The organism is Serratia nevei, from assembly GCF_024160145.1.
Taxonomy (GTDB): domain Bacteria; phylum Pseudomonadota; class Gammaproteobacteria; order Enterobacterales; family Enterobacteriaceae; genus Serratia; species Serratia nevei_A.
This window is the reverse complement of record NZ_JAMYWQ010000030.1, coordinates 20,486-37,815: the sequence shown is the minus strand read 5'-3', so window position 1 is coordinate 37,815 and position 17,330 is coordinate 20,486. Positions and strand designations below refer to the sequence as shown.

The 17,330-nt window shown below is 59.1% G+C and carries 22 protein-coding genes; 17 read left to right on the top strand and 5 right to left on the bottom strand.

Features of this window, described 5'->3' with window-relative positions; genetic code table 11:
* Positions 1–569 precede the first annotated feature (569 nt).
* Positions 570–1,511, bottom strand: a complete 942-nt coding sequence (gene uriH, locus M6G53_RS18740; RefSeq protein ID WP_060424624.1) for a uridine-preferring nucleoside hydrolase UriH — start codon at positions 1,509–1,511, stop codon at positions 570–572.
* A gap of 207 nt (positions 1,512–1,718) precedes the next feature.
* Here uriH and M6G53_RS18735 point away from each other — a divergent pair, with 207 nt between their 5' ends.
* Positions 1,719–1,994, top strand: coding sequence for a zinc ribbon domain-containing protein (locus tag M6G53_RS18735; RefSeq protein WP_253333676.1), 276 nt, complete (start codon positions 1,719–1,721; stop codon positions 1,992–1,994).
* Positions 1,991–2,335 (top strand): hypothetical protein, encoded by a 345-nt coding sequence (locus M6G53_RS18730; protein WP_253333674.1) that lies wholly within the window; start codon positions 1,991–1,993, stop codon positions 2,333–2,335. Before M6G53_RS18735 ends, M6G53_RS18730 begins: the two co-directional genes overlap by 4 nt.
* Here M6G53_RS18730 and aaeR read toward each other — a convergent pair.
* Positions 2,326–3,237 carry an HTH-type transcriptional activator AaeR gene (aaeR, locus tag M6G53_RS18725; RefSeq protein WP_253333672.1) on the bottom strand — a complete coding sequence of 304 codons (912 nt, stop codon included), beginning with the start codon at positions 3,235–3,237 and terminating at the stop codon, positions 2,326–2,328. The genes M6G53_RS18730 and aaeR overlap by 10 nt on opposite strands.
* Positions 3,238–3,551: 314 nt before the next feature.
* On the opposite strand from aaeR, the gene aaeX reads away from it, so the two are divergent.
* The 5 genes from aaeX (at position 3,552) to M6G53_RS18700 (ending at position 7,718) form a co-directional block, all read left to right on the top strand.
* Positions 3,552–3,755 (top strand): p-hydroxybenzoic acid efflux pump operon protein AaeX, encoded by a 204-nt coding sequence (gene aaeX / locus M6G53_RS18720; protein ID WP_004936952.1) that lies wholly within the window; start codon positions 3,552–3,554, stop codon positions 3,753–3,755.
* Between the two features lie 7 nt (positions 3,756–3,762).
* Positions 3,763–4,698: a p-hydroxybenzoic acid efflux pump subunit AaeA gene (gene aaeA, locus M6G53_RS18715; protein WP_253333671.1), complete on the top strand. Its 936-nt coding sequence runs from the start codon at positions 3,763–3,765 to the stop codon at positions 4,696–4,698.
* Positions 4,698–6,665, top strand: coding sequence for a p-hydroxybenzoic acid efflux pump subunit AaeB (gene aaeB / locus M6G53_RS18710; protein ID WP_253333669.1), 1,968 nt, complete (start codon positions 4,698–4,700; stop codon positions 6,663–6,665). Before aaeA ends, aaeB begins: the two co-directional genes overlap by 1 nt.
* Positions 6,666–6,945: 280 nt before the next feature.
* A complete protein-coding gene (locus tag M6G53_RS18705; protein WP_253333667.1) occupies positions 6,946–7,413 on the top strand; it encodes a ribonuclease in 468 nt (155 codons plus the stop codon).
* Between the two features lie 5 nt (positions 7,414–7,418).
* Complete coding sequence (locus tag M6G53_RS18700; RefSeq protein WP_033644909.1) at positions 7,419–7,718, top strand: barstar family protein; 300 nt, start codon at positions 7,419–7,421, stop codon at positions 7,716–7,718.
* 30 nt (positions 7,719–7,748) lie between these two features.
* Here M6G53_RS18700 and yjgA read toward each other — a convergent pair whose 3' ends face one another.
* Complete coding sequence (gene yjgA / locus M6G53_RS18695; RefSeq protein WP_004936968.1) at positions 7,749–8,297, bottom strand: ribosome biogenesis factor YjgA; 549 nt, start codon at positions 8,295–8,297, stop codon at positions 7,749–7,751.
* A 190-nt stretch (positions 8,298–8,487) separates the two neighbouring features.
* Here yjgA and M6G53_RS18690 point away from each other — a divergent pair, with 190 nt between their 5' ends.
* The 4 genes from M6G53_RS18690 to cybC all read left to right on the top strand — a co-directional run bounded on the left by M6G53_RS18690 (position 8,488) and on the right by cybC (position 11,213).
* Positions 8,488–8,850, top strand: coding sequence for a type II toxin-antitoxin system RelE/ParE family toxin (locus tag M6G53_RS18690; RefSeq protein ID WP_253333665.1), 363 nt, complete (start codon positions 8,488–8,490; stop codon positions 8,848–8,850).
* Entirely contained in the window at positions 8,834–9,172 is a 339-nt protein-coding gene (locus M6G53_RS18685; protein WP_253333663.1) for a helix-turn-helix domain-containing protein, read from the top strand. Before M6G53_RS18690 ends, M6G53_RS18685 begins: the two co-directional genes overlap by 17 nt.
* 175 nt (positions 9,173–9,347) lie before the next feature.
* Complete coding sequence (gene pmbA / locus M6G53_RS18680) at positions 9,348–10,688, top strand: metalloprotease PmbA (RefSeq protein ID WP_253333661.1); 1,341 nt, start codon at positions 9,348–9,350, stop codon at positions 10,686–10,688.
* Positions 10,689–10,826: 138 nt separating this feature from the next.
* The gene (gene cybC, locus M6G53_RS18675; protein ID WP_253333659.1) at positions 10,827–11,213 is read left to right on the top strand and encodes a cytochrome b562; all 387 of its coding nucleotides are present in this window, start codon (positions 10,827–10,829) and stop codon (positions 11,211–11,213) included.
* A 4-nt stretch (positions 11,214–11,217) separates the two neighbouring features.
* Here the strand turns inward: cybC and M6G53_RS18670 are convergent, their stop codons facing one another.
* The gene (locus M6G53_RS18670; protein ID WP_253333657.1) at positions 11,218–12,000 is read right to left on the bottom strand and encodes an AraC family transcriptional regulator; all 783 of its coding nucleotides are present in this window, start codon (positions 11,998–12,000) and stop codon (positions 11,218–11,220) included.
* Between the two features lie 283 nt (positions 12,001–12,283).
* Between M6G53_RS18670 and M6G53_RS18665 the strand changes: the two genes are divergently transcribed.
* The 3 genes from M6G53_RS18665 to M6G53_RS18655 are packed head-to-tail and all read left to right on the top strand — an operon-like array spanning position 12,284 to position 15,397.
* Positions 12,284–13,738, top strand: coding sequence for an FAD/NAD(P)-binding protein (locus tag M6G53_RS18665; protein WP_253333655.1), 1,455 nt, complete (start codon positions 12,284–12,286; stop codon positions 13,736–13,738).
* Positions 13,735–14,616, top strand: coding sequence for a formyltransferase family protein (locus M6G53_RS18660; protein WP_253333653.1), 882 nt, complete (start codon positions 13,735–13,737; stop codon positions 14,614–14,616). The genes M6G53_RS18665 and M6G53_RS18660 overlap by 4 nt, the downstream gene beginning before the upstream one ends.
* Positions 14,609–15,397: a sulfite exporter TauE/SafE family protein gene (locus M6G53_RS18655; protein WP_253333651.1), complete on the top strand. Its 789-nt coding sequence runs from the start codon at positions 14,609–14,611 to the stop codon at positions 15,395–15,397. Before M6G53_RS18660 ends, M6G53_RS18655 begins: the two co-directional genes overlap by 8 nt.
* A 37-nt stretch (positions 15,398–15,434) precedes the next feature.
* Here M6G53_RS18655 and rnk read toward each other — a convergent pair whose 3' ends face one another.
* Positions 15,435–15,845: a nucleoside diphosphate kinase regulator gene (gene rnk / locus M6G53_RS18650; RefSeq protein ID WP_004936993.1), complete on the bottom strand. Its 411-nt coding sequence runs from the start codon at positions 15,843–15,845 to the stop codon at positions 15,435–15,437.
* A gap of 444 nt (positions 15,846–16,289) precedes the next feature.
* On the opposite strand from rnk, the gene M6G53_RS18645 reads away from it, so the two are divergent.
* The 3 genes from M6G53_RS18645 to M6G53_RS18635 are packed head-to-tail and all read left to right on the top strand — an operon-like array spanning position 16,290 to position 17,314.
* Positions 16,290–16,616 (top strand): glycine dehydrogenase, encoded by a 327-nt coding sequence (locus M6G53_RS18645; protein WP_436286534.1) that lies wholly within the window; start codon positions 16,290–16,292, stop codon positions 16,614–16,616.
* Positions 16,617–16,652: 36 nt separating this feature from the next.
* Complete coding sequence (locus M6G53_RS18640; RefSeq protein WP_019453148.1) at positions 16,653–17,018, top strand: glycine-rich SFCGS family protein; 366 nt, start codon at positions 16,653–16,655, stop codon at positions 17,016–17,018.
* Entirely contained in the window at positions 17,018–17,314 is a 297-nt protein-coding gene (locus M6G53_RS18635; protein ID WP_047729783.1) for a DUF4312 family protein, read from the top strand. The genes M6G53_RS18640 and M6G53_RS18635 overlap by 1 nt, the downstream gene beginning before the upstream one ends.
* Positions 17,315–17,330 lie beyond the last annotated feature (16 nt).

Sequence of the window (17,330 nt, the reverse complement as noted above, 5' to 3'; positions counted from 1 at the left end):
GCTTTATGGGAATTGAAAAGACTTCATATCGAAGTGATAAATAATTTCCCCCTGTGAGCGCGGGACGGCTTATATAAAAATGGGGAAGCCATATTCAGTTGCCTGAAAAAATTGTTTTCTTTGTTTTAAAAACAGAGTTGTCATTTTCTCAAACTTATCTCGCTCCAGTCAATTTTTAATCTATTGTTTTATTTTTGCATTTAAATCAATTGATTGTGATTATCTTGTGTGTAATGAAACGCCGTGTGAGCGGCAATGAGCGTCTGGGCCAGCAGGTGATGGAGCCAATGAGATAAGCATTTTCTTGTTAAATCGTTGTTGCCAATGGCGGTGCGGCGGGCGTGGTTTTATTTATCGCTGTTCATTATTTTATTTCACACTTTATTTATCACGCCCGTTTTTATTTTTATTAAGACTGTTCTTGCTCTTATGGTTTTTTTTTAATTTTTTTAAATTAAATATTTTTAAGATTTTTCTGTTCCTGTGGAAATAACGGCCTATCCCTGTTGCCGTGACGAAAGGCGGGCTAACGCGCCTGCAAAAACGCGTTAATCCACGCTTCACAGGCCTCACTCCACTTCGCCAATCCGTTCCAGTGCATCCACCACCAGATCCCAGAATTTATCCTGATCCAGTTTGACCGCGACCTGGGTGTGGCAGTCCGGCGGCGGCGGCGCGCGGAAGTCCGCCACCGTCATGCCCAGCGTCAGGGTGCCGGTGAGTTCGATATCCACCGGTGCTTTGCGCACCGTCATCACGCTCGGATCGATCACGTAGGCGACGGCGCAAGGATCGTGTACTGGCGGGGCGCTGAAGCCCTGCGCCTGCCGGTACATATGGCCAAAGAAGGCCAGCAGTTCGCCGACGAAGGCGGCCGGCCGGGTGCCGAGGGCGGCGATGCGTTCGCAGACTGCCGGCGTGGCCAACGCCTGGTGGGTGAGATCCAGGCCGACCATGGTCAGCGGCCATTTTTCGTTAAACACGATGTGCGCCGCCTCGGGATCGATTTTGATATTGAACTCCGCCACCGCGCTCCAGTTGCCCACATGATAGCCGCCGCCCATCAGCACCACTTCCTTGACCCGCTCGGCAATACGCGGCTCTTTACGCACCGCCATGGCGATATTGGTCAGGCCGCCGGTCGGCACCAGCGTCACGCTGCCGGGCGGATGGGCCATCACGGTATCGATGATCAGATCCACCGCGTGGCGCGAGTCCAGCTGCAGGTGGGGTTCCGGCAGCACCGGGCCATCGAGACCGGAATCGCCGTGAATGTCGGGCGCCACTTCGATATTGCGCACCAGCGGGCGCGGGCAGCCGGCGGCGAAGGGCACGCCGGTGATATTGGCGATGCGCGCCACCGCCAGCGCGTTGCGCGTCACTTTGTCCAGCGTCTGGTTACCCACCACGGTGGTGACCGCCAGCAGGTCGATCTGCGGATTGCCCCAGGCCAGCAGCAGGGCGATGGCGTCGTCATGCCCCGGGTCACAGTCCAGTATGATTTTTTTCATGGTTATTCCTGATGCAGGGAGAGGTTCTCGCAGCATAACGCAGCGCGGCGGCGTGGGATAATGCCGATGCTGCTTTTGTTAGCGGCATCAAAGCCTTGCTACTTTTACGATGTAATGAAACGTAAATCCTGCGCGCCGGGCTTTACCCTAGAGTTTACTCCAGGGTTTACAGTGAGCTTCAGCGCTAATGCACAGAGGAGAGGCGGGATGAGCTTACTGAAAAGGTTGTTGGGGCAAGGTGGTATTAACGGTGGTCATCAGCGTGCGGGTTACCGCGGCGGGCATCATGGCAACCGCTATAACCAGCATGGCGAGACGGGGTCGCAGTGCCCGGAGTGCCAGGCGGTGAATAAACCGGGTGCGCGTTATTGCCATCGCTGCGGCCAGCCGTTTGCCGTGGTGAGCGCCACCTGCGGCCAGTGCGCCGCGCCGCTGCCGCCGGGCAGCCGCTTTTGTCCGCAGTGCGGCGGCGGTGTGCCGTGAACCGGGGCGGTTGGACAGCCGCGCTGCTGCTGGGCGCCATGGCGCTGTGGACGCTGCTGGCCTGGGGCGTGGCCGGCGTACTGGCCTGGCTCCCGGCGTTGGCGGAGGCGGCCGGCGGCGCATCGCTGCCGGTGAACGGTGCGCTGAGTCTGGTGCCGCAGACGGTGCTGGACGCCTGGCTGCCGTGGCTGAAACAGCTGGGCAGCGGGCTGGCGAGCTATTTTCCTCTGCTGCTGAACTGGGCGGGCTATGCCGTCTGGCTGCTGTGGGGCCTCGGCATGTTGGCGCTGCTGCTGTTGGGCGCGCTGGCGCACCGTTATTTGAGCGCCGCTCAGCGATAACCCTGATAGACCGCCGCCACGCGGTCGAAATAGTCGGTTAAGTAGTTGATGCATACCTGCACCTTCAGCGGCAGTTTGTCCTTCTCGGTATAGAGCGCGTAGATCGGCCGCGGATCCGAATGGTAGCTTTTGAACAGGATCTCGATCTCGCCGCGCTTGATCTCTTCGATCACCCACATCAGCGGGGCGTAGGCGATGCCGGCGCCGTTTTTCAGCCAACGGATCATGGTGGAGGAGTCGTTGGTGACGAAGCGCCCCTGCGGTGAAATGCGCGTGGTGATGCCTTCCGGCGATATCAGTTCAAATTCGCTGTCGGGCCGCACGCTGTATTCCAGCCAGGAGAAGTTGACCATGTCGCTTGGCTTTTGCGGCGTGCCGTGCTGGCTGAGGTAGCTTTTGGCGGCGCACACCACCATCGGCATTTGCCCCAGGCGGCGGGAGAACAGGCTGGAGTCCTGCAGCGCGCCGGTGCGGATCACCAGATCCAATCCGTCGGTGATCAGATCCGGCGCCGGAATGCCGGTCACCAGGTTGACCGTCAGGCCCGGGTACTCTTTCATCATCTCGGCGGTCATGTTCGCCAGCACGTTTTGCGCCATAGTGGATGAGCTGCCGATACGCAGCGTGCCGGCGGGCGTATTGTTAAATGCGTACAGTTGCTCATGCACTTCGCTGACTTCCTGCAGCATGCGCCGGCAGCCCTGATAGTAGATTTTGCCGGCCTCGGTCAGGCCGATGCTGCGCGTGCTGCGGTTCAACAGCTTGACCTGCAGCTCATTTTCCAGTTTCGAGACGGTTTGGCTGATCGATGAAACGCTCATGTCGAGTTGGCGCGCGGCCGCGGTAAACGACCCGAACTCAACCACTTTGGCGAATACCGACATCCGTTTTAATCTTTCCATTATTCACTCTGGCTTAAAAGTGATTTAGATCACAGATTGTTGATGCCTTGATAGTAAGCAGGCTAATATAACGTGGTCGGGTGAATAGACCTTACCAACGTGCGAGAGCGAGCGGCGACGCAATCCTGCCGCTCCTCCGGCACCCTCGCAATCCCTGTCGTGGATGTCTGCCCCAAAGTTTAACCTTTTTTCGGGTTCGTGACCTGGACAAGCTGTCCGGTCAAGATTTGTGGCGCGCGCACGCTAAAATGTAAAGAGAATGTGAATGGCGAGATGTGTTTTTCCCCGGCGTAGTGAACAATAAGGAAAAAGTGATGAGTTTGCTTCCGGTTATGGTCATCTTCGGACTGTCGTTTCCGCCGGTGTTTTTCGAGCTGCTGGTGTCGCTGGCGCTGTTTTTTCTCTTGCGCCGCCTGCTGCAGCCGACGGGGATTTACGATTTTGTTTGGCATCCGGCGCTGTTTAACACCGCGCTGTATTGCTGCTTGTTTTATCTGATTTCATGTCTTTTTGTTTGAGGTCGCTGTGAAAAATTTTTCGATAAAAATAACCCGAATCGCGATCACTTTGATTCTTGTACTGCTGGGCATCGCCGCGGTATTCAAGGCCTGGGTGTTCTACACCGAGTCGCCGTGGACGCGTGACGCCAAGTTCACCGCCGACGTGGTGGCGATCGCCCCGGACGTCAGCGGCCTGCTGACCGAGGTGCCGGTGGTGGACAACCAGCTGGTGAAGAAAGGGCAGGTGCTGTTCGTGGTCGATCGGCCACGCTATGAGCAGGCGCTGGCGGAAGCCGGCGCCGACGTCGCCTACTATCAGGCGCTGGCGGCGGAAAAACGGCGCGAGGCCGGCCGCCGCGTGAAGTTGGGCGTGCAGGCGATGTCGCAGGAAGAAATCGACCAGTCGAACAACTCGTTGCAGACCGTGCAACACCAGCTGGCGAAGGCCGTGGCGGCGCGCGAGCTGGCGCAGCTGGATCTGGATCGCACCACGGTGCGCGCGCCGGCCGACGGCTGGGTCACCAATCTCAACGTCCACGCCGGTGAATACATCACCCGCGGATCGGTGGCGGTGGCGCTGGTGAAAAAAGACTCGTTCTACATCCTGGCGTATCTGGAAGAGACCAAGCTGAACGGCCTGAATAAGGGCGACCGCGCGGAGATCACCCCGCTCGGCAGCAACCGCATCATGCATGGCACCGTCGACAGCGTGGCGGCGGCGGTGAACAACAGCAGCAGCACGGTCAACAGCAAAGGGCTGGCCTCGATCGACAGCAACCTGGAGTGGGTGCGCCTGGCGCAGCGCGTGCCGGTGAAGATCCTGCTGGACGCCAAGGACCAACAGCATCCGTATCCGGCCGGTACCACCGCCACCGTGGTGATCGTCGGCAAGAGCGATCGCAATGCCGACAGCGGCTCGCCATTTGTGCGTCTGATGCACCGGCTGCGTGAGTTCGGCTAATGAACAGCCCAACCTTTATCCGGCTGAGATTTGCCTTCAAGCTCAGCTTCGCGATTGTGTTTGCGCTGTTCGTCGGCTTCCATCTCAACCTGGAAACCCCGCGCTGGTCGGCGATGACCGCCGCCATCGTCGCCGCCGGCCCGGCCTTTGCCGCCGGCGGTGAACCTTTCTCCGGCGCCATTCGCCACCGTGGCTGGCTGCGTATCATCGGCACCTTTATCGGCTGCTTCGTCGGCCTGATCATTATCGTCACCACCGCCCGCGCGCCGGTGGTGATGCTGTTGCTGTGCTGCATCTGGGCCGGTTTCTGCACCTGGATCTCTTCGCTGATCAAGGTCGAGAACTCCTACGCCTGGGGGCTGGCCGGCTATACCGCGCTGATCATCATCGTGACGGTCGCCACCAGCGAGGCCCATCTGCTGGAAGCGCCGCAGTTCGCCATCGAGCGTTGCAGCGAGATCGTGCTTGGGATCGTCAGCGCCGTATTGGCGGATCTGCTGTTCTCGCCGCGTTCGATCAAGCAGGACATCGATCGGGCGGTGGATCAACTGCTGGTGGATCAATACCGCCTGATGCAGATGTGCATCAGCAATGCCGACAAAGAAGACATCGACCGCGCCTGGAGCAATCTGGTGAAGAGCACCACGGCGCTGGACGGCATGCGCAACAACCTGATGATGGAGTCCTCGCGCTGGCAGAAGATCAACCGCCGGGTGAAGGCGCTGCATACCCTGTCGCTGACGCTGATTACCCAGGCCTGCGAAACCTACCTGATCCTGCTGAATCACCCGGACGCGCTGCAAGCGAGCCTGCGGGAGCAGCTGATGGTGCCGGCGGAAACCCCACAGGCGATCCACAAGCGCATGAAGCTGTTGCGCCAGGTGCTGACCACGCATCGCTCCGATGAAACGCTGCCAACCCTCACCGGCTGGGTCGGCGCGGCGACGCGCTACCTGCTGCTGTCGAAGGGCGTACACACCAACGGCAGCATCAGCGCGGTGGAAGAGGGCGTGTTGAGCAATGAAGCCGTGGTCAAGCCGACCTCGGCGGAGGGGCATCACGCGATGATCAACGGCCTGCGCACCTTTGTGGCCACGGCCTTCGGCAGCCTGCTGTGGCTGTGGACCGGCTGGACGTCCGGCAGCGGTTTTATGGTGATCATCGCGGTGATCACTTCGCTGGCGATGCGCACCCCGGCGCCGCGCATGGTGGCGATGGATTTCGTGCTGGGCATGCTGGCGGCGATCCCGGTCGGTTCCCTGTTCTTCATGGTGATCCTGCCGGCGACGCAGCAGAGCATTTTGCTGCTGTGTCTCAGCCTCGGCCTGCTGGCGTTTTTCATCGGTATCGAGGTGCAGAAGCGGCGGCTCGGCTCGCTGGGGCTGCTGGCGGGGACCATCAACATTCTGGTGCTGAGCAACCCGATGGAGTTCAACGTCACCCAGTTTCTCGACGGGGCGCTCGGCCAGTTCCTCGGCAGCTGCGTCGGGCTGATGGTGCTGCTGCTGATCCGCGACAATTCGCGCGAGCGTACCGGCCGCACCTTGCTCAACCAGTTCGTCAGCAGCGCGGTGTCGGCGCTGACCACCAAGGCGGCGCGCCGTCGGCAGAACCACCTGCCGGCGCTGTATCAGCAGCTTAACCAACTGCTGATGATGTTCCCGAACGACATCGCCAAGTACCGTCTGGCGCTGAACCTGATCATCGCCCACCAGCGCATGCAGCGGGCGGAAATTCCGGTCAGCGAAGAACTGTCGGCCTTCCACCGCCGGATCCGCAGCACCGCCGATCGGGTCGTTTCGGCCAAGAACGACGTCAAGCGCGCCTATTACTACGATCGCTTGCTGAGTGAAATGAACGAATACCAGCAAAAATTGGTGGACAATCAGACGCCGCTCAGCGTCACCGGGCCGGTGAAACGCCTGGCCGACATGCTGCATCGCTATCGCCACGCCTTGATCGATTGATGCGTTCCCGCCTGTTGCGCCGCGTTGCGCGGCGCCTTCCCTGACTATACTGAAACCAGTGCCTGGTACGGCGGGCCGTCTCGTGAGAGTCGGCCCGTTTTCAGAGAGACTCCGAGTGCCAGAACGGCTGGAAAGTGGCATCATTGTCATGAATGGATGAGACCCTCGCCGCCGCGAAAATGTGACGCGCCGGTCATCTTAGTTTCATCCAGGTCGACTATATACCTAACTAGCCTGGGGGGGCTGCGGCGCCTCCGGCGGCATAATTTCAGGGAATGTCATGAACAAGCGGATTCTGTTGGCGATTGTTATCGCCGTGGTCATCGCCGTCTTCAGCGCGCTGCGCAGCAACGAGCACCGTGCGATCGGCGGCAACCCGGCGGTGGTCCAGGCCCCGGCGGGGCAGCCGCAGAGCATCGATCGGCTCACGCAGCAGCAAACGGTGGTGAGTTACCTGCAGCAGCATCAGCGGCTGCCGGACTATTACGTCACCAAGAAGCAGGCACGCGAGCAGGGCTGGGATCCGCGTTCAGGCAACCTCTGTGCGGTATTGCCGGGCAAGGCGATTGGCGGCGATCGATTCTCTAACCGTGAAGGGCAACTGCCGACCGCCGGCGGCCGGGTCTGGCGCGAAGCGGACATCAATTATCAGTGTGGCCGGCGCGGCGCCGATCGCCTGCTGTATTCGAGCGACGGTCTGATCTTCGTCACGCGCGACCATTACAAAAACTTCATTCGTGTGGAGTGAGTTTGATGGCAAAAGTAGAGTTTGATTTTGAACAGATCCAGGATGTGCCGGCCTTCTACCGCGATTTCGCGCACAAGTTTGCGCTGGACGAGGGGTTTGGCGCCAACCTCGATGCGCTGTGGGACGTGGTGACCGGCGATATCGGCCTGCCGGTGGAAATCGAGTTCACTCACCTGAATGCCCGCAGCAAGCGTCGTTTCGGCGCGATCATTCTGCTGTTTGAAGAGGCGGAAGAAGAGCTGGAAGGCAGCCTGCGTTTCAATATTCGCGAAAGCAGCGGCGAACCGGCCCATCACCGGGGATGAAACGGGTTCATCCCGGGATGGCGGCGGCGCTTAGTCGGCCGCTTCGGCCAGCTCGCGCAGGTATTGGAAGATCTGGCGGTAAGCCTTAGGCGGCTTGTTGGCGGCCTTCTCTTTCTGCGCGTTGCGCACCAGTGAACGCAGCTGTTGGCGATCGGCGGCCGGATACAGATCCAGGATAGACGGAATGACGTCATCGCCTTCTTCCACCAGGCGGTCGCGCAGCGCTTCCAGCTTGTGGAACAGTGAAACCTGCTGGTTGTGGCGGTTTTTCAGCTTGTCGAGCGCGGTCTGGATCGGCTCGATATCGCGGGCGCGCAGCATCTTGCCGATCAGCTGCAGCTGACGGCGACGGCCCTCTTTCTTGATCTTCTGCGCCAGCTCGATGGCGGCACGCAGATCTTCGTCCAACGGAATGCGGTCCAGCGCGTTTTTGCCCAGATCGACCATTTCGGCCCCCAGGTCTTTCAGCGCTTCGGCATCACGTTTAATCTCACTTTTACTGACCCAGATAATCTCGTCATCGTCCTCGTTTTCATTCTCCGGGACATCGTCGAGCCAGTCTTCAGGCTGTTTGTTCATGGTAGGCTCCGTTAAAAAGAGGCTAATCCTAACAGGTTGTCCGGCAACCCGCCAATTGCGTGCCCTGAGCAAACTGAGTATAGCTGCCACGTTGGGGCATTATCGCGCCTTGCAGCGCGTCCTGCGAATTTGTGCTGTTGTTTTTGTCACCTTTTTTGTATAAAATTTTATACAAAAGGAGGGGGTGTTCATGGATGATGGCATCGAGAAAGCCATTGATTGGCGTGGTTCATCGTTAGCGGATTTGCTGGCCTTTCCAATCGATGCGCGAAAAGCGGCAGGATTTGAACTGAGTAAAGTGCAAAGAGGTTTGGACCCTGGTAATTGGAAACCGATGGCCGGCTGCGGAAGCGGCGTTATCGAAATCCGTTTATATGCCATCGGCGGGGCATTTAGGGTGGTCTATGTGGCAAAGTTCAGCGAAGCGATCTACGTCTTGCACAGCTTTCAGAAGAAGACGGAGAAAACCAGCCGCCACGATATTCAGATAATCAAAGCGCGTTATGACGCGGTCATTAATGAGCGGAGTAAAGGTCATGACCAAGCCGATTGATACCGGTTCAAGCCACGTTACGCCTGCAGGCGGCAATGTGTTTGCGGATCTGGGATTTTCCGCCGACGAGGCTCGGCAATTGCAAGCACAGTCCAATGCGGAAATTGCGCAGCTTATCGCACTGAAAAAACAGCTGATGGGTGAGATCAGCGCGTGGATTGAAGAAGAGGGTTATCGCCAGGAGGAGGCGGCGCGCTATCTGCACACTTCCCGGCCGCGCGTGTCCGACGTGGTGAATCAGAAAACCGAGAAATTTACGCTGGATGCGTTGGTCAACATGATGGCAAATATCGGCAAGTCGGTAAAACTGATCGTCGAGTGATGCGTGAGTTTTGCATGTTATCCCGGCTTTGCCGTTCGGCTTTATGCGAAATTCAACGCGGTTCCTGTTAGACTCAACGGCAGAGATCTCAGGATTTTTGCGCGCCGCCCCGCGTGCACAACTACGCCACTCCGGCACTTTTCTCAACGATTTTCTGATTAATTATGGCAGATTGATGAAAGTAGTCACTCAAGTTGCAGAACAGCGCAAGGCGCTGGAACAGGCCGTTTCTCAGGCGCTGGAGCTGGCCCGCGCCGGTTCCGACGCGGCGGAAGTCGCGGTCACCAAATCGACCGGCATCAGCGTCAGCACCCGCTTCGGCGAGGTGGAAAACGTCGAGTTCAACAGCGATGGCGCGCTGGGCATCACCGTCTATCACCGCCAGCGCAAAGGCAGCGCCTCTTCCACCGATCTCAGCCCGGACGCCATCGCCCGCACCGTGCAGGCGGCGTTGGATATCGCGCGCTACACCTCTGAAGATCCTTGCGCCGGCCCGGCGGAGAAAGATCTGCTGGCGTTCGAGGCGCCGGATCTCGATCTGTTCCACCCGATCGAGCTGGATGCCGAGCGCTGCATCGAGCTGGCAGCGCGCGCCGAGCAGGCTTCGCTGGCGGCGGACAAGCGCATCACCAATACCGAAGGCGGCAGCTTCAACAGCCACTACGGCATCAAGGTGTTCGGCAACAGCCACGGCATGCTGCAAAGCTACTGTTCCAGCCGCCATTCGCTGTCCAGCTGCGTCATTGCGGAGCAGGACGGCGATATGGAACGAGATTACGCTTACACCATCGGCCGTGCGATGAGCGATCTGCATAGCCCCGAGTGGGTGGGGCAGGAGTGTGCCCGCCGCACGCTGGCGCGCCTCGCGCCGCGCAAACTGTCGACCATGAAGGCGCCGGTGCTGTTCGCCTCTGAGGTGGCCACCGGGCTGTTCGGCCATCTGGTGGGTGCCATCAGCGGCAGCAGCGTCTACCGCAAATCGACCTTCCTGCTGGACTCGCTGGGCAAACAGATCCTGCCGGCGTGGCTGACCGTCGAGGAGCATCCGCATCTGCTGAAAGGGCTGGCGTCGACGCCGTTCGACAGCGAGGGCGTGCGCACCCAGCGGCGCGATATCGTCAAGGACGGCGTGCTGCAAACCTGGCTGATGACCAGCTACTCGGCGCGCAAGCTGGGCCTGCACAGCACCGGCCATGCCGGCGGCATCCATAACTGGCGCATTGCCGGGCAGGGCGCGGACTTCGCCGGCATGCTGAAGCAGCTTGGCACCGGCCTGGTGGTGACCGAGCTGATGGGCCAGGGCGTCAGCGGCGTTACCGGCGATTACTCGCGCGGCGCCGCCGGTTTCTGGGTCGAAAACGGCGAGATCCAATACCCGGTCAGCGAGATCACCATCGCCGGCAACCTGAAAGACATGCTGCGCAACATCGTCAGCGTCGGCAGTGATATCGAAACCCGCAGCAATATCCAGTGCGGTTCGGTGCTGCTGCCGGAAATGAAGATCGCCGGTCAATGATCCTCTGCGCGGCCGGCGCCCGCCGGCTGCGCATTATCCCGTCTCAACCTTGCTTACAAATCTCCGGTTTCGGTTTTGCCCGGCCTTGCCTATGGTAACGGTGGGTTAATTAAAACAATAACGGGAAGGTGAGCAAACATGCAGAATACCCTGAAAGCGCTGGCGGCGTTGACGCTGCTGGCGGTCAGTTCGCTGGCGGCCGCCGCCGATCTGGGCGACGATATGGACACCCTGGCGGAAAACTACAAAACGGTGCTGAATACCGATTCCGCCGCTACCCTTAAACAGAGCCTGCAAAACATGCGCGCCGCCGCGCAGGACGCCAAACAGGGTACTCCGCCGAAGCTGGAGGATAAAGCCGCCGACAGCCCGGAAATGAAAGATTTCCGCCACGGGCTGGATACCCTGATCGGCCAGATCGATCAGGCGCTGGCGCTGGCCAACCAGGGCAAAGTCGCCGAAGCGAAGCAGCTGGCGCAGGGTTTCAAGCAGACCCGCGACGCCAACCACAAGAAATTCCGCTAACCCGTCAACCGTCGCGCCCGTCTTCTGCCAGATAGGAGGAGGGTGCCTGACCCAGCACGCGGCGAAACATGGTTGAAAACGCCGCGCTGCTGTCATAGCCCATCTCCATCGCTACCTGGGTCACGCTGCGCCCTTCGGCCAGCAGCGCCAGCGCCAGCACCACGCAGGCGCGTTGGCGCCATTGTGAAAACGGCAGGCCGGTCTGCGCGCGAAAGAAGCGGCTGAAGGTGCGAATGCTCATGTACAGACGAGGGGCCCATTGCTGCGCGGAGTCATGAGCGTCGGGGTGTTGCAAAAAGGCGCGGCACAGTTCGCCCAGCCGAGGATCGGCGGGCAGCGGAATGTGCAACGGTAAAGGTTGCAGCCGGGCCAGCTCGTGCAGCAGCAGCGTCGCCAACGCTCCGTCTCGCCCCTCTCGCTCATACTCCAGCGGCATATCCACCGCCGCCAGCAACAGCTGGCGCATCAGCGGGGTGACGCTGACCACCTGGCACAGCTGTGGCCGTTCGGCGGGCAACGCGCCGGGTTCGAGGTACAGGCTGCGAGTGGTGACGCCGACCATCCTCACCGCGTGCGGCATCTGCGGCGGCAGCCACACCGCGTGCTGCGGCGGAACGACCCAATTGCCTTGCTGCGTAAAAACGTGCATGACGCCGGTGGCGCCGTACAGCAACTGCGCGCGCCGGTGGCTGTGCATCGGCAGCAGATGCCCCGGCGGGTAGTCGGTGCCGATGGCGATCACCGCACGCGCTACATGATCGATGTCATCAATACGGACGTTGCGCATATGTCCCCTTTGGCGGGCAGAATGGCCGAAACGCAATGATAGTTGGCCCTTCATATAAAGCAAGCCAACGGCCGTCGCCCTACTATCGGGGCAGAAAAATAATGCTTGTTCGGGGCGCCGCTATTTTATCGGCCAGGCAGCCCGTGCAAGTTTTCACACCGGGGTGGGACGAACGTTCTCGTTCTCGCAATACAAGAAGTTAATAAGGAATAAAGCACCCTTTTATTCCAACACCTGAAGCAATAGTTCTTAGCGCAGTTCAATGACTATAAGGTGATATTTCATGTATAAGTTCGGTGTGATTGGCGGCGGAGCCGCCGGGATCTCTTTTGCGTATAACTTTATAAAAAATAAGTCGGTTAATCATTGCAAAAGGCCGCTTTCCCTGAAGGTTTTCGACAAGCAGGGCTTCAAGGGCGGTATGGCATACAGCAGCGATTTTGACAGCCATATATTAAATATGACGCCGGAAAATATGTCGGCGGATATTTTCGACGATGCGCACTTTGTCGATTGGATCGCCATGCATTTCCCGCAGTTTTGCCAGGATCGCTATCCGCCGCGCTGGCTGTATCGGGAATATCTCGATTTTATTCGCGACATGGCGATTTATATGGCGGCGGACAGTAACGTGACGCTGAATTTCGTGACCGCGGAAGTGAATGCCATCGCGCCGCACGAGGCCGGCTATCGGCTGACCACCGCCTGCGGCGCCGCCGAGCAGATGAATGCGCTGGTACTGTGTTCGGGGCACAACCCGCCGGAATGCCTCTACCCGGTGGACGGGGTGATCGCTTATCAGGCCCACCGGGAGCTGCCGCCAATCAACCCTTACTCGACCATCGGCGTGATCGGCTGCAGCCTGACGGCGATCGACGCCATCGTCGAGCTGATGGAACGCCTGGGGGCAACCGACATCTGTGCCCTGTCGCGCTCGGGCCTGTTCCCCAGCGTGCAGCCGGCGCTGATGCGCCCGCCGCCGGAGGCATTTGTGGAGGGGGTGCGGCGCTTTGTCGCCGGCAGCGATTTTATTGACGCCCATCATCTGGTGCATGCGATCAACGCCGCGCTGGCGCGGCACTATCCGGGGCCGGAGCGATTGACGGTGCTCTCGGCGCTGGGGGAAAGGCGCGATTGCTACCGCGATTTGGCGGACAGCCTCGATCGCGCGCGTTTTGCCCGGGAGCATATCTGCAACTATCTGGCGGCGATCCACCCGGTGGTGTGCGCCGCCTGGGTCAAAATGGATGCCAACAACCGGCAGGTCTTCATGCGCTTTTACAACTCCTCCTGGATGCGCAATCGGCACGCCATGCCGATCAAGAACGCCCACAAGATCGTGGCGGCGCTGGAGAGCCAACGCCTGCGCGTCTGTGGCGGCCTGGCGGATATCAGCAAGGGAACGGACGGGTTTACCCTTCGTTGCCATGAGACGCGGGTGCACGCGCAGTATCTGTTCAACTGCACCACGCCTTCCTATCAACTGCCGCCCAACCGCCTGAGCCATCAGCTGCTGCAAGATGGGGTGGTGCAGGAGAACCTGTTCGGCGGCGTGAAATGCAACCCGCATACGCTGAAAATCGCCGACCGACGCGGCCGTGAGCAGCACCTTTACTCGCTCGGCGCGCCCGCCAAGGGCGATCTCTTTTACACCTCGGCGATGGAATCCATCACGCGGGATATCAGCAAAATCGTGTTCAACAACCCTATTTTCAACGCAAGGAAGGCTGAAGTATGAAAAACGTCGCGCTTTTTGTCGGCAACGACATTTTCTCCTGGCTGGTGTGCCAGGATTTGATCGCCGCCCTGAAGGACGAGTGTGCCTTTACGGTATATTTCCCCCTGGCGAAAAGCGCCGGGCGCACGCAGGAGCCGGCGGTTCGCCGCCTGGGGTTGTATGAGCGCGAAGTGCTGAACGATTTCGTGTTCCCGTTCGTGGGCCGCAACGCTGCCGCCTGCGAGGGCGCCTATCAGCCGCCGGCCCTGTTCCTGGCCGCCGCCGGAGTAAAAGCACATCGCGTCCTCGACATCAATGATGCCGCGTTTATCAGCAGCCTGGGGCAGATGGACGCGGTGATCTCCCTGCGCTGCTATCAGAAATTCTCCGCCGACTATGTGCGCGCCTTCAGCCGACGCGGCAAGCTGCTGTGGAACCTGCACCCGGGGGATTTGCCGCGTTATCGCGGGGTGATGACGCTGTTCCGCGCGCTGATGAACGGTGACAGGGGCTGTGCGGTAACGCTGCATGAAATGGATGAGCACTGGGACGCCGGCCCGGTGATCGCTCGTCTGCCCGCCGAGCTGCGTCACGATCTGTCGTTCCTGGAAAACATGATGCTGTTGGGCGTGCAGAGCGGCATTTTCCTGGCGCGTCAGCTGATGCAGGCGGAGAGCAGCGAAGCGATAACGGCGGAAAAGCAGGGCGACTCGCGCTATTGGGGGTTCCCGGATGCACAGACGCTGGCGCGGGCGGAACAGGAGGGGATTGAACTGGTGGACCATGATGCCGTGCGCGAGCAGTATCTGGGGCTGTTCGTCGGCGATCGCTTCCACCCGCTGGCGGGGCAGTTCTGCGCCGGGTTCGACGACTTCGTGCGGGCGCACGGTCATGATTGAAACGTTAATCGTTCTGGGTGCCGGTTTTCTGACCGGCATCACCACCATTCTGTTCGGCTTCGGCGGCGGCTTTGTGGTGGTGCCTTTCGTCTATCACTTGATCTCCGCATCGGGCGAGCAGCCCGGCCAGGCGATGCATATCGCAGTGGCGACCTCGACGGCGGTGATGATCCTCAACGCGAGTTACGCCACGCTGACCAACTGGCGCAGCGGCAACCTGCTGCGTGAAACCATCGTGCCGCTGATCTTTTTCATCGGCATCGGCGCGGCGCTGGGCGCGTTCGCCTCCTCGCTGCTGGCGGACGGCGTGATCCGCGGGCTGTTCGTGGTCTATATGGCAGTGACCATCGCCGACTGCCTGTTCCGCCGGGGTTTTTTGATCAAACCGGCGCGCGCCGAACTGTCTCCCGTCACGCTGTGGGGGGGCGGGCCGCTGATCGGCGGTATCGCCACGCTGCTGGGGGTGGGGGGCAGCGTGATGACCGTGCCGCTGCTGCGCCGCCATGGCTACGACATGAAGTATTGCGTCAGCGCCGCCAACCCGCTGTCGATCCCGGTGGCGGTGATCGGGGCGCTGATGTATATCGTGTTGGGGTGGCGTGAGATGAGCGGGCCGCAGTATCTGGGCTACGTCAATCTGAACATTCTGGGGCTGCTGGTGGTGGCGGGGATTGCGGGGATCGTGTTTGCCAGGCGCTGCTTGCCTAAGGTGAGCGATGCGCTGCATGCCAAAATCTACGTGCTGCTGCTGATCGGCGTGCTGATTGCTATCTGCCTCTGAGACAGAAAGGGCGGCCGGATGCCGCCCTGAGAACCGCTTAACGGTGGTATTCGCCCGCCGCTTCCGGCTGGTACAGCAACTCCAGCACTTCAATCCGCGCTTCTTCACCGTTCGGCAATTGCCAGGAGATCTGCTTGCCGACGTGCATGCCGAGCAGCGCTGCGCCCAGCGGCGCCATCACCGACAGCTGATCGTGGCTGTCTTTCAGCGATGCCGGGTAAACCAGCGTGCGCACGTGCTCTTCATCGGTGTGCAGATCGCGAAAACGTACGCGGCTGTTCATGGTCACCACGTTGGCCGGCATTTTCTCCGGCGGCAGGATTTCCGCGCGATCCAACTCGTCGTTCAGCGCGGCGGCGACGTCGGTGTTGGCAAAGGCCGGTTGTTCCAATAGCGCATCCAGGCGTTCCGCATCCAGCTCATTAATAGTAATGATGGGTTTGGTCATTCCACTCTCCAGTCAAATCAAAAGGCGCCAGTCTGCGCGCCCATAAATTCGGAAAAACAACACAAAGCAACACCCCCGCGCCAGAGGAGCGGGGGTGTGGGTAATGTCGATTTGTCCCATTGATAGTAGGCGGTTGGGGCAAGAAAAGAAAGAGATCCCGATCACGAAGGCTTTTATCGTCAATCGCGGCAAAAGAAATCGTTAGCCGGGTTATGTATTTGTTATCTCTTCCACTTTTTCACCGCAGCGTCGTTTTGCGAAATGGATCCCCGGGCGTCACTCGATTTCCACTTCGAACTGGAAAAAACCGGTCTACACAGAAAATCCTACCGAGGGTAGGGTAAAGACATTACAGAAAGCGGGTTATTCAGGTGATGCGCTTTACGGCTTACTGATTAATGTGGGATCTAGGGGTACTGAAAAGTGAATGATGGATCTGCTTCGATAAAAGAAATTGAACAATCCGATGTCAGCGCAGCCGGGGCGATCGCCGCTCGGGTGTTGGCGGATATTACCGCGATGCTGAATGCTGAAAATATTTATACCAATGCGGTGCAGCAACAGATGCTGGAATCGCATATTCGCGCCATGGTGCTGCGTTCAATAACCGGTGAGCCGTTGCCCGAGGTGGATAAATCGTTGTTCGACGAAATCTCTGCCGAATCCATGCAAATGGCGGAGCGCGTGGTAAATCAGTTTGGCACATTGCCTATCGAAGAGGCCTATTTGCTGTCAGTGCACTTCGAAGTGGCGAAAGATAATAACGCATAGCGGTTAACGCATCGATTTCAATCAGGAGAATATACCATGGGTCAAATTACCGTAGTGATCGGCGATCGTTTGGGCAAAGGGCAGAAAGTTGGCCAAGGTGTTGAAAGCGCAGGTGGAAAAGCGGTGGTCATCCCCGGCGTTGCGGCGGATATGAAGCTGGGCGACGTCATGAAAGCGGAAAACGCGCAGCTGGGCATCTCTTTTTGCGGCAGCGGCGGCGCCGGCGCGATTACCGCGCAAACCAAACACGGCTACAAGGCAAAATACGGCATGCGTTCGGTAGAAGAGGGCGTGACGGCAATTAACGAAGGCTACAACGTGCTGGGTTTCGGCTTTATGGATAAAGAAGAGCTGGGCCAGAAACTGGTGGAAGCCTACGTCAAAAAACATGGCAATCCATAATGAAAGAGCAATATACCACATCGGTAAAGGTGGAGGGTAAAGGCGACAGCAAAGCGAAAGCTTTTGCTTCCGCCTTGGCTAATGTGCAGGGCGCGGTATTAAAGTCCACCAATAATATTCTGCTGCGTATCGAGCCGCAGGACGTCAGCGTAGTGAAAGCGGAAGAGAAAATAACTAAAGAGAAATTTCTTTTCTTCTTTTTGCCGCGTGAAAGAAAGCGCTATGCCGTTTCTCTGGAAATAACCGTGAACGTAACCATTATCAATACCGAGAAGGTTGTCTTCGTCACGAAATAAAAACGTTAGCATAAAT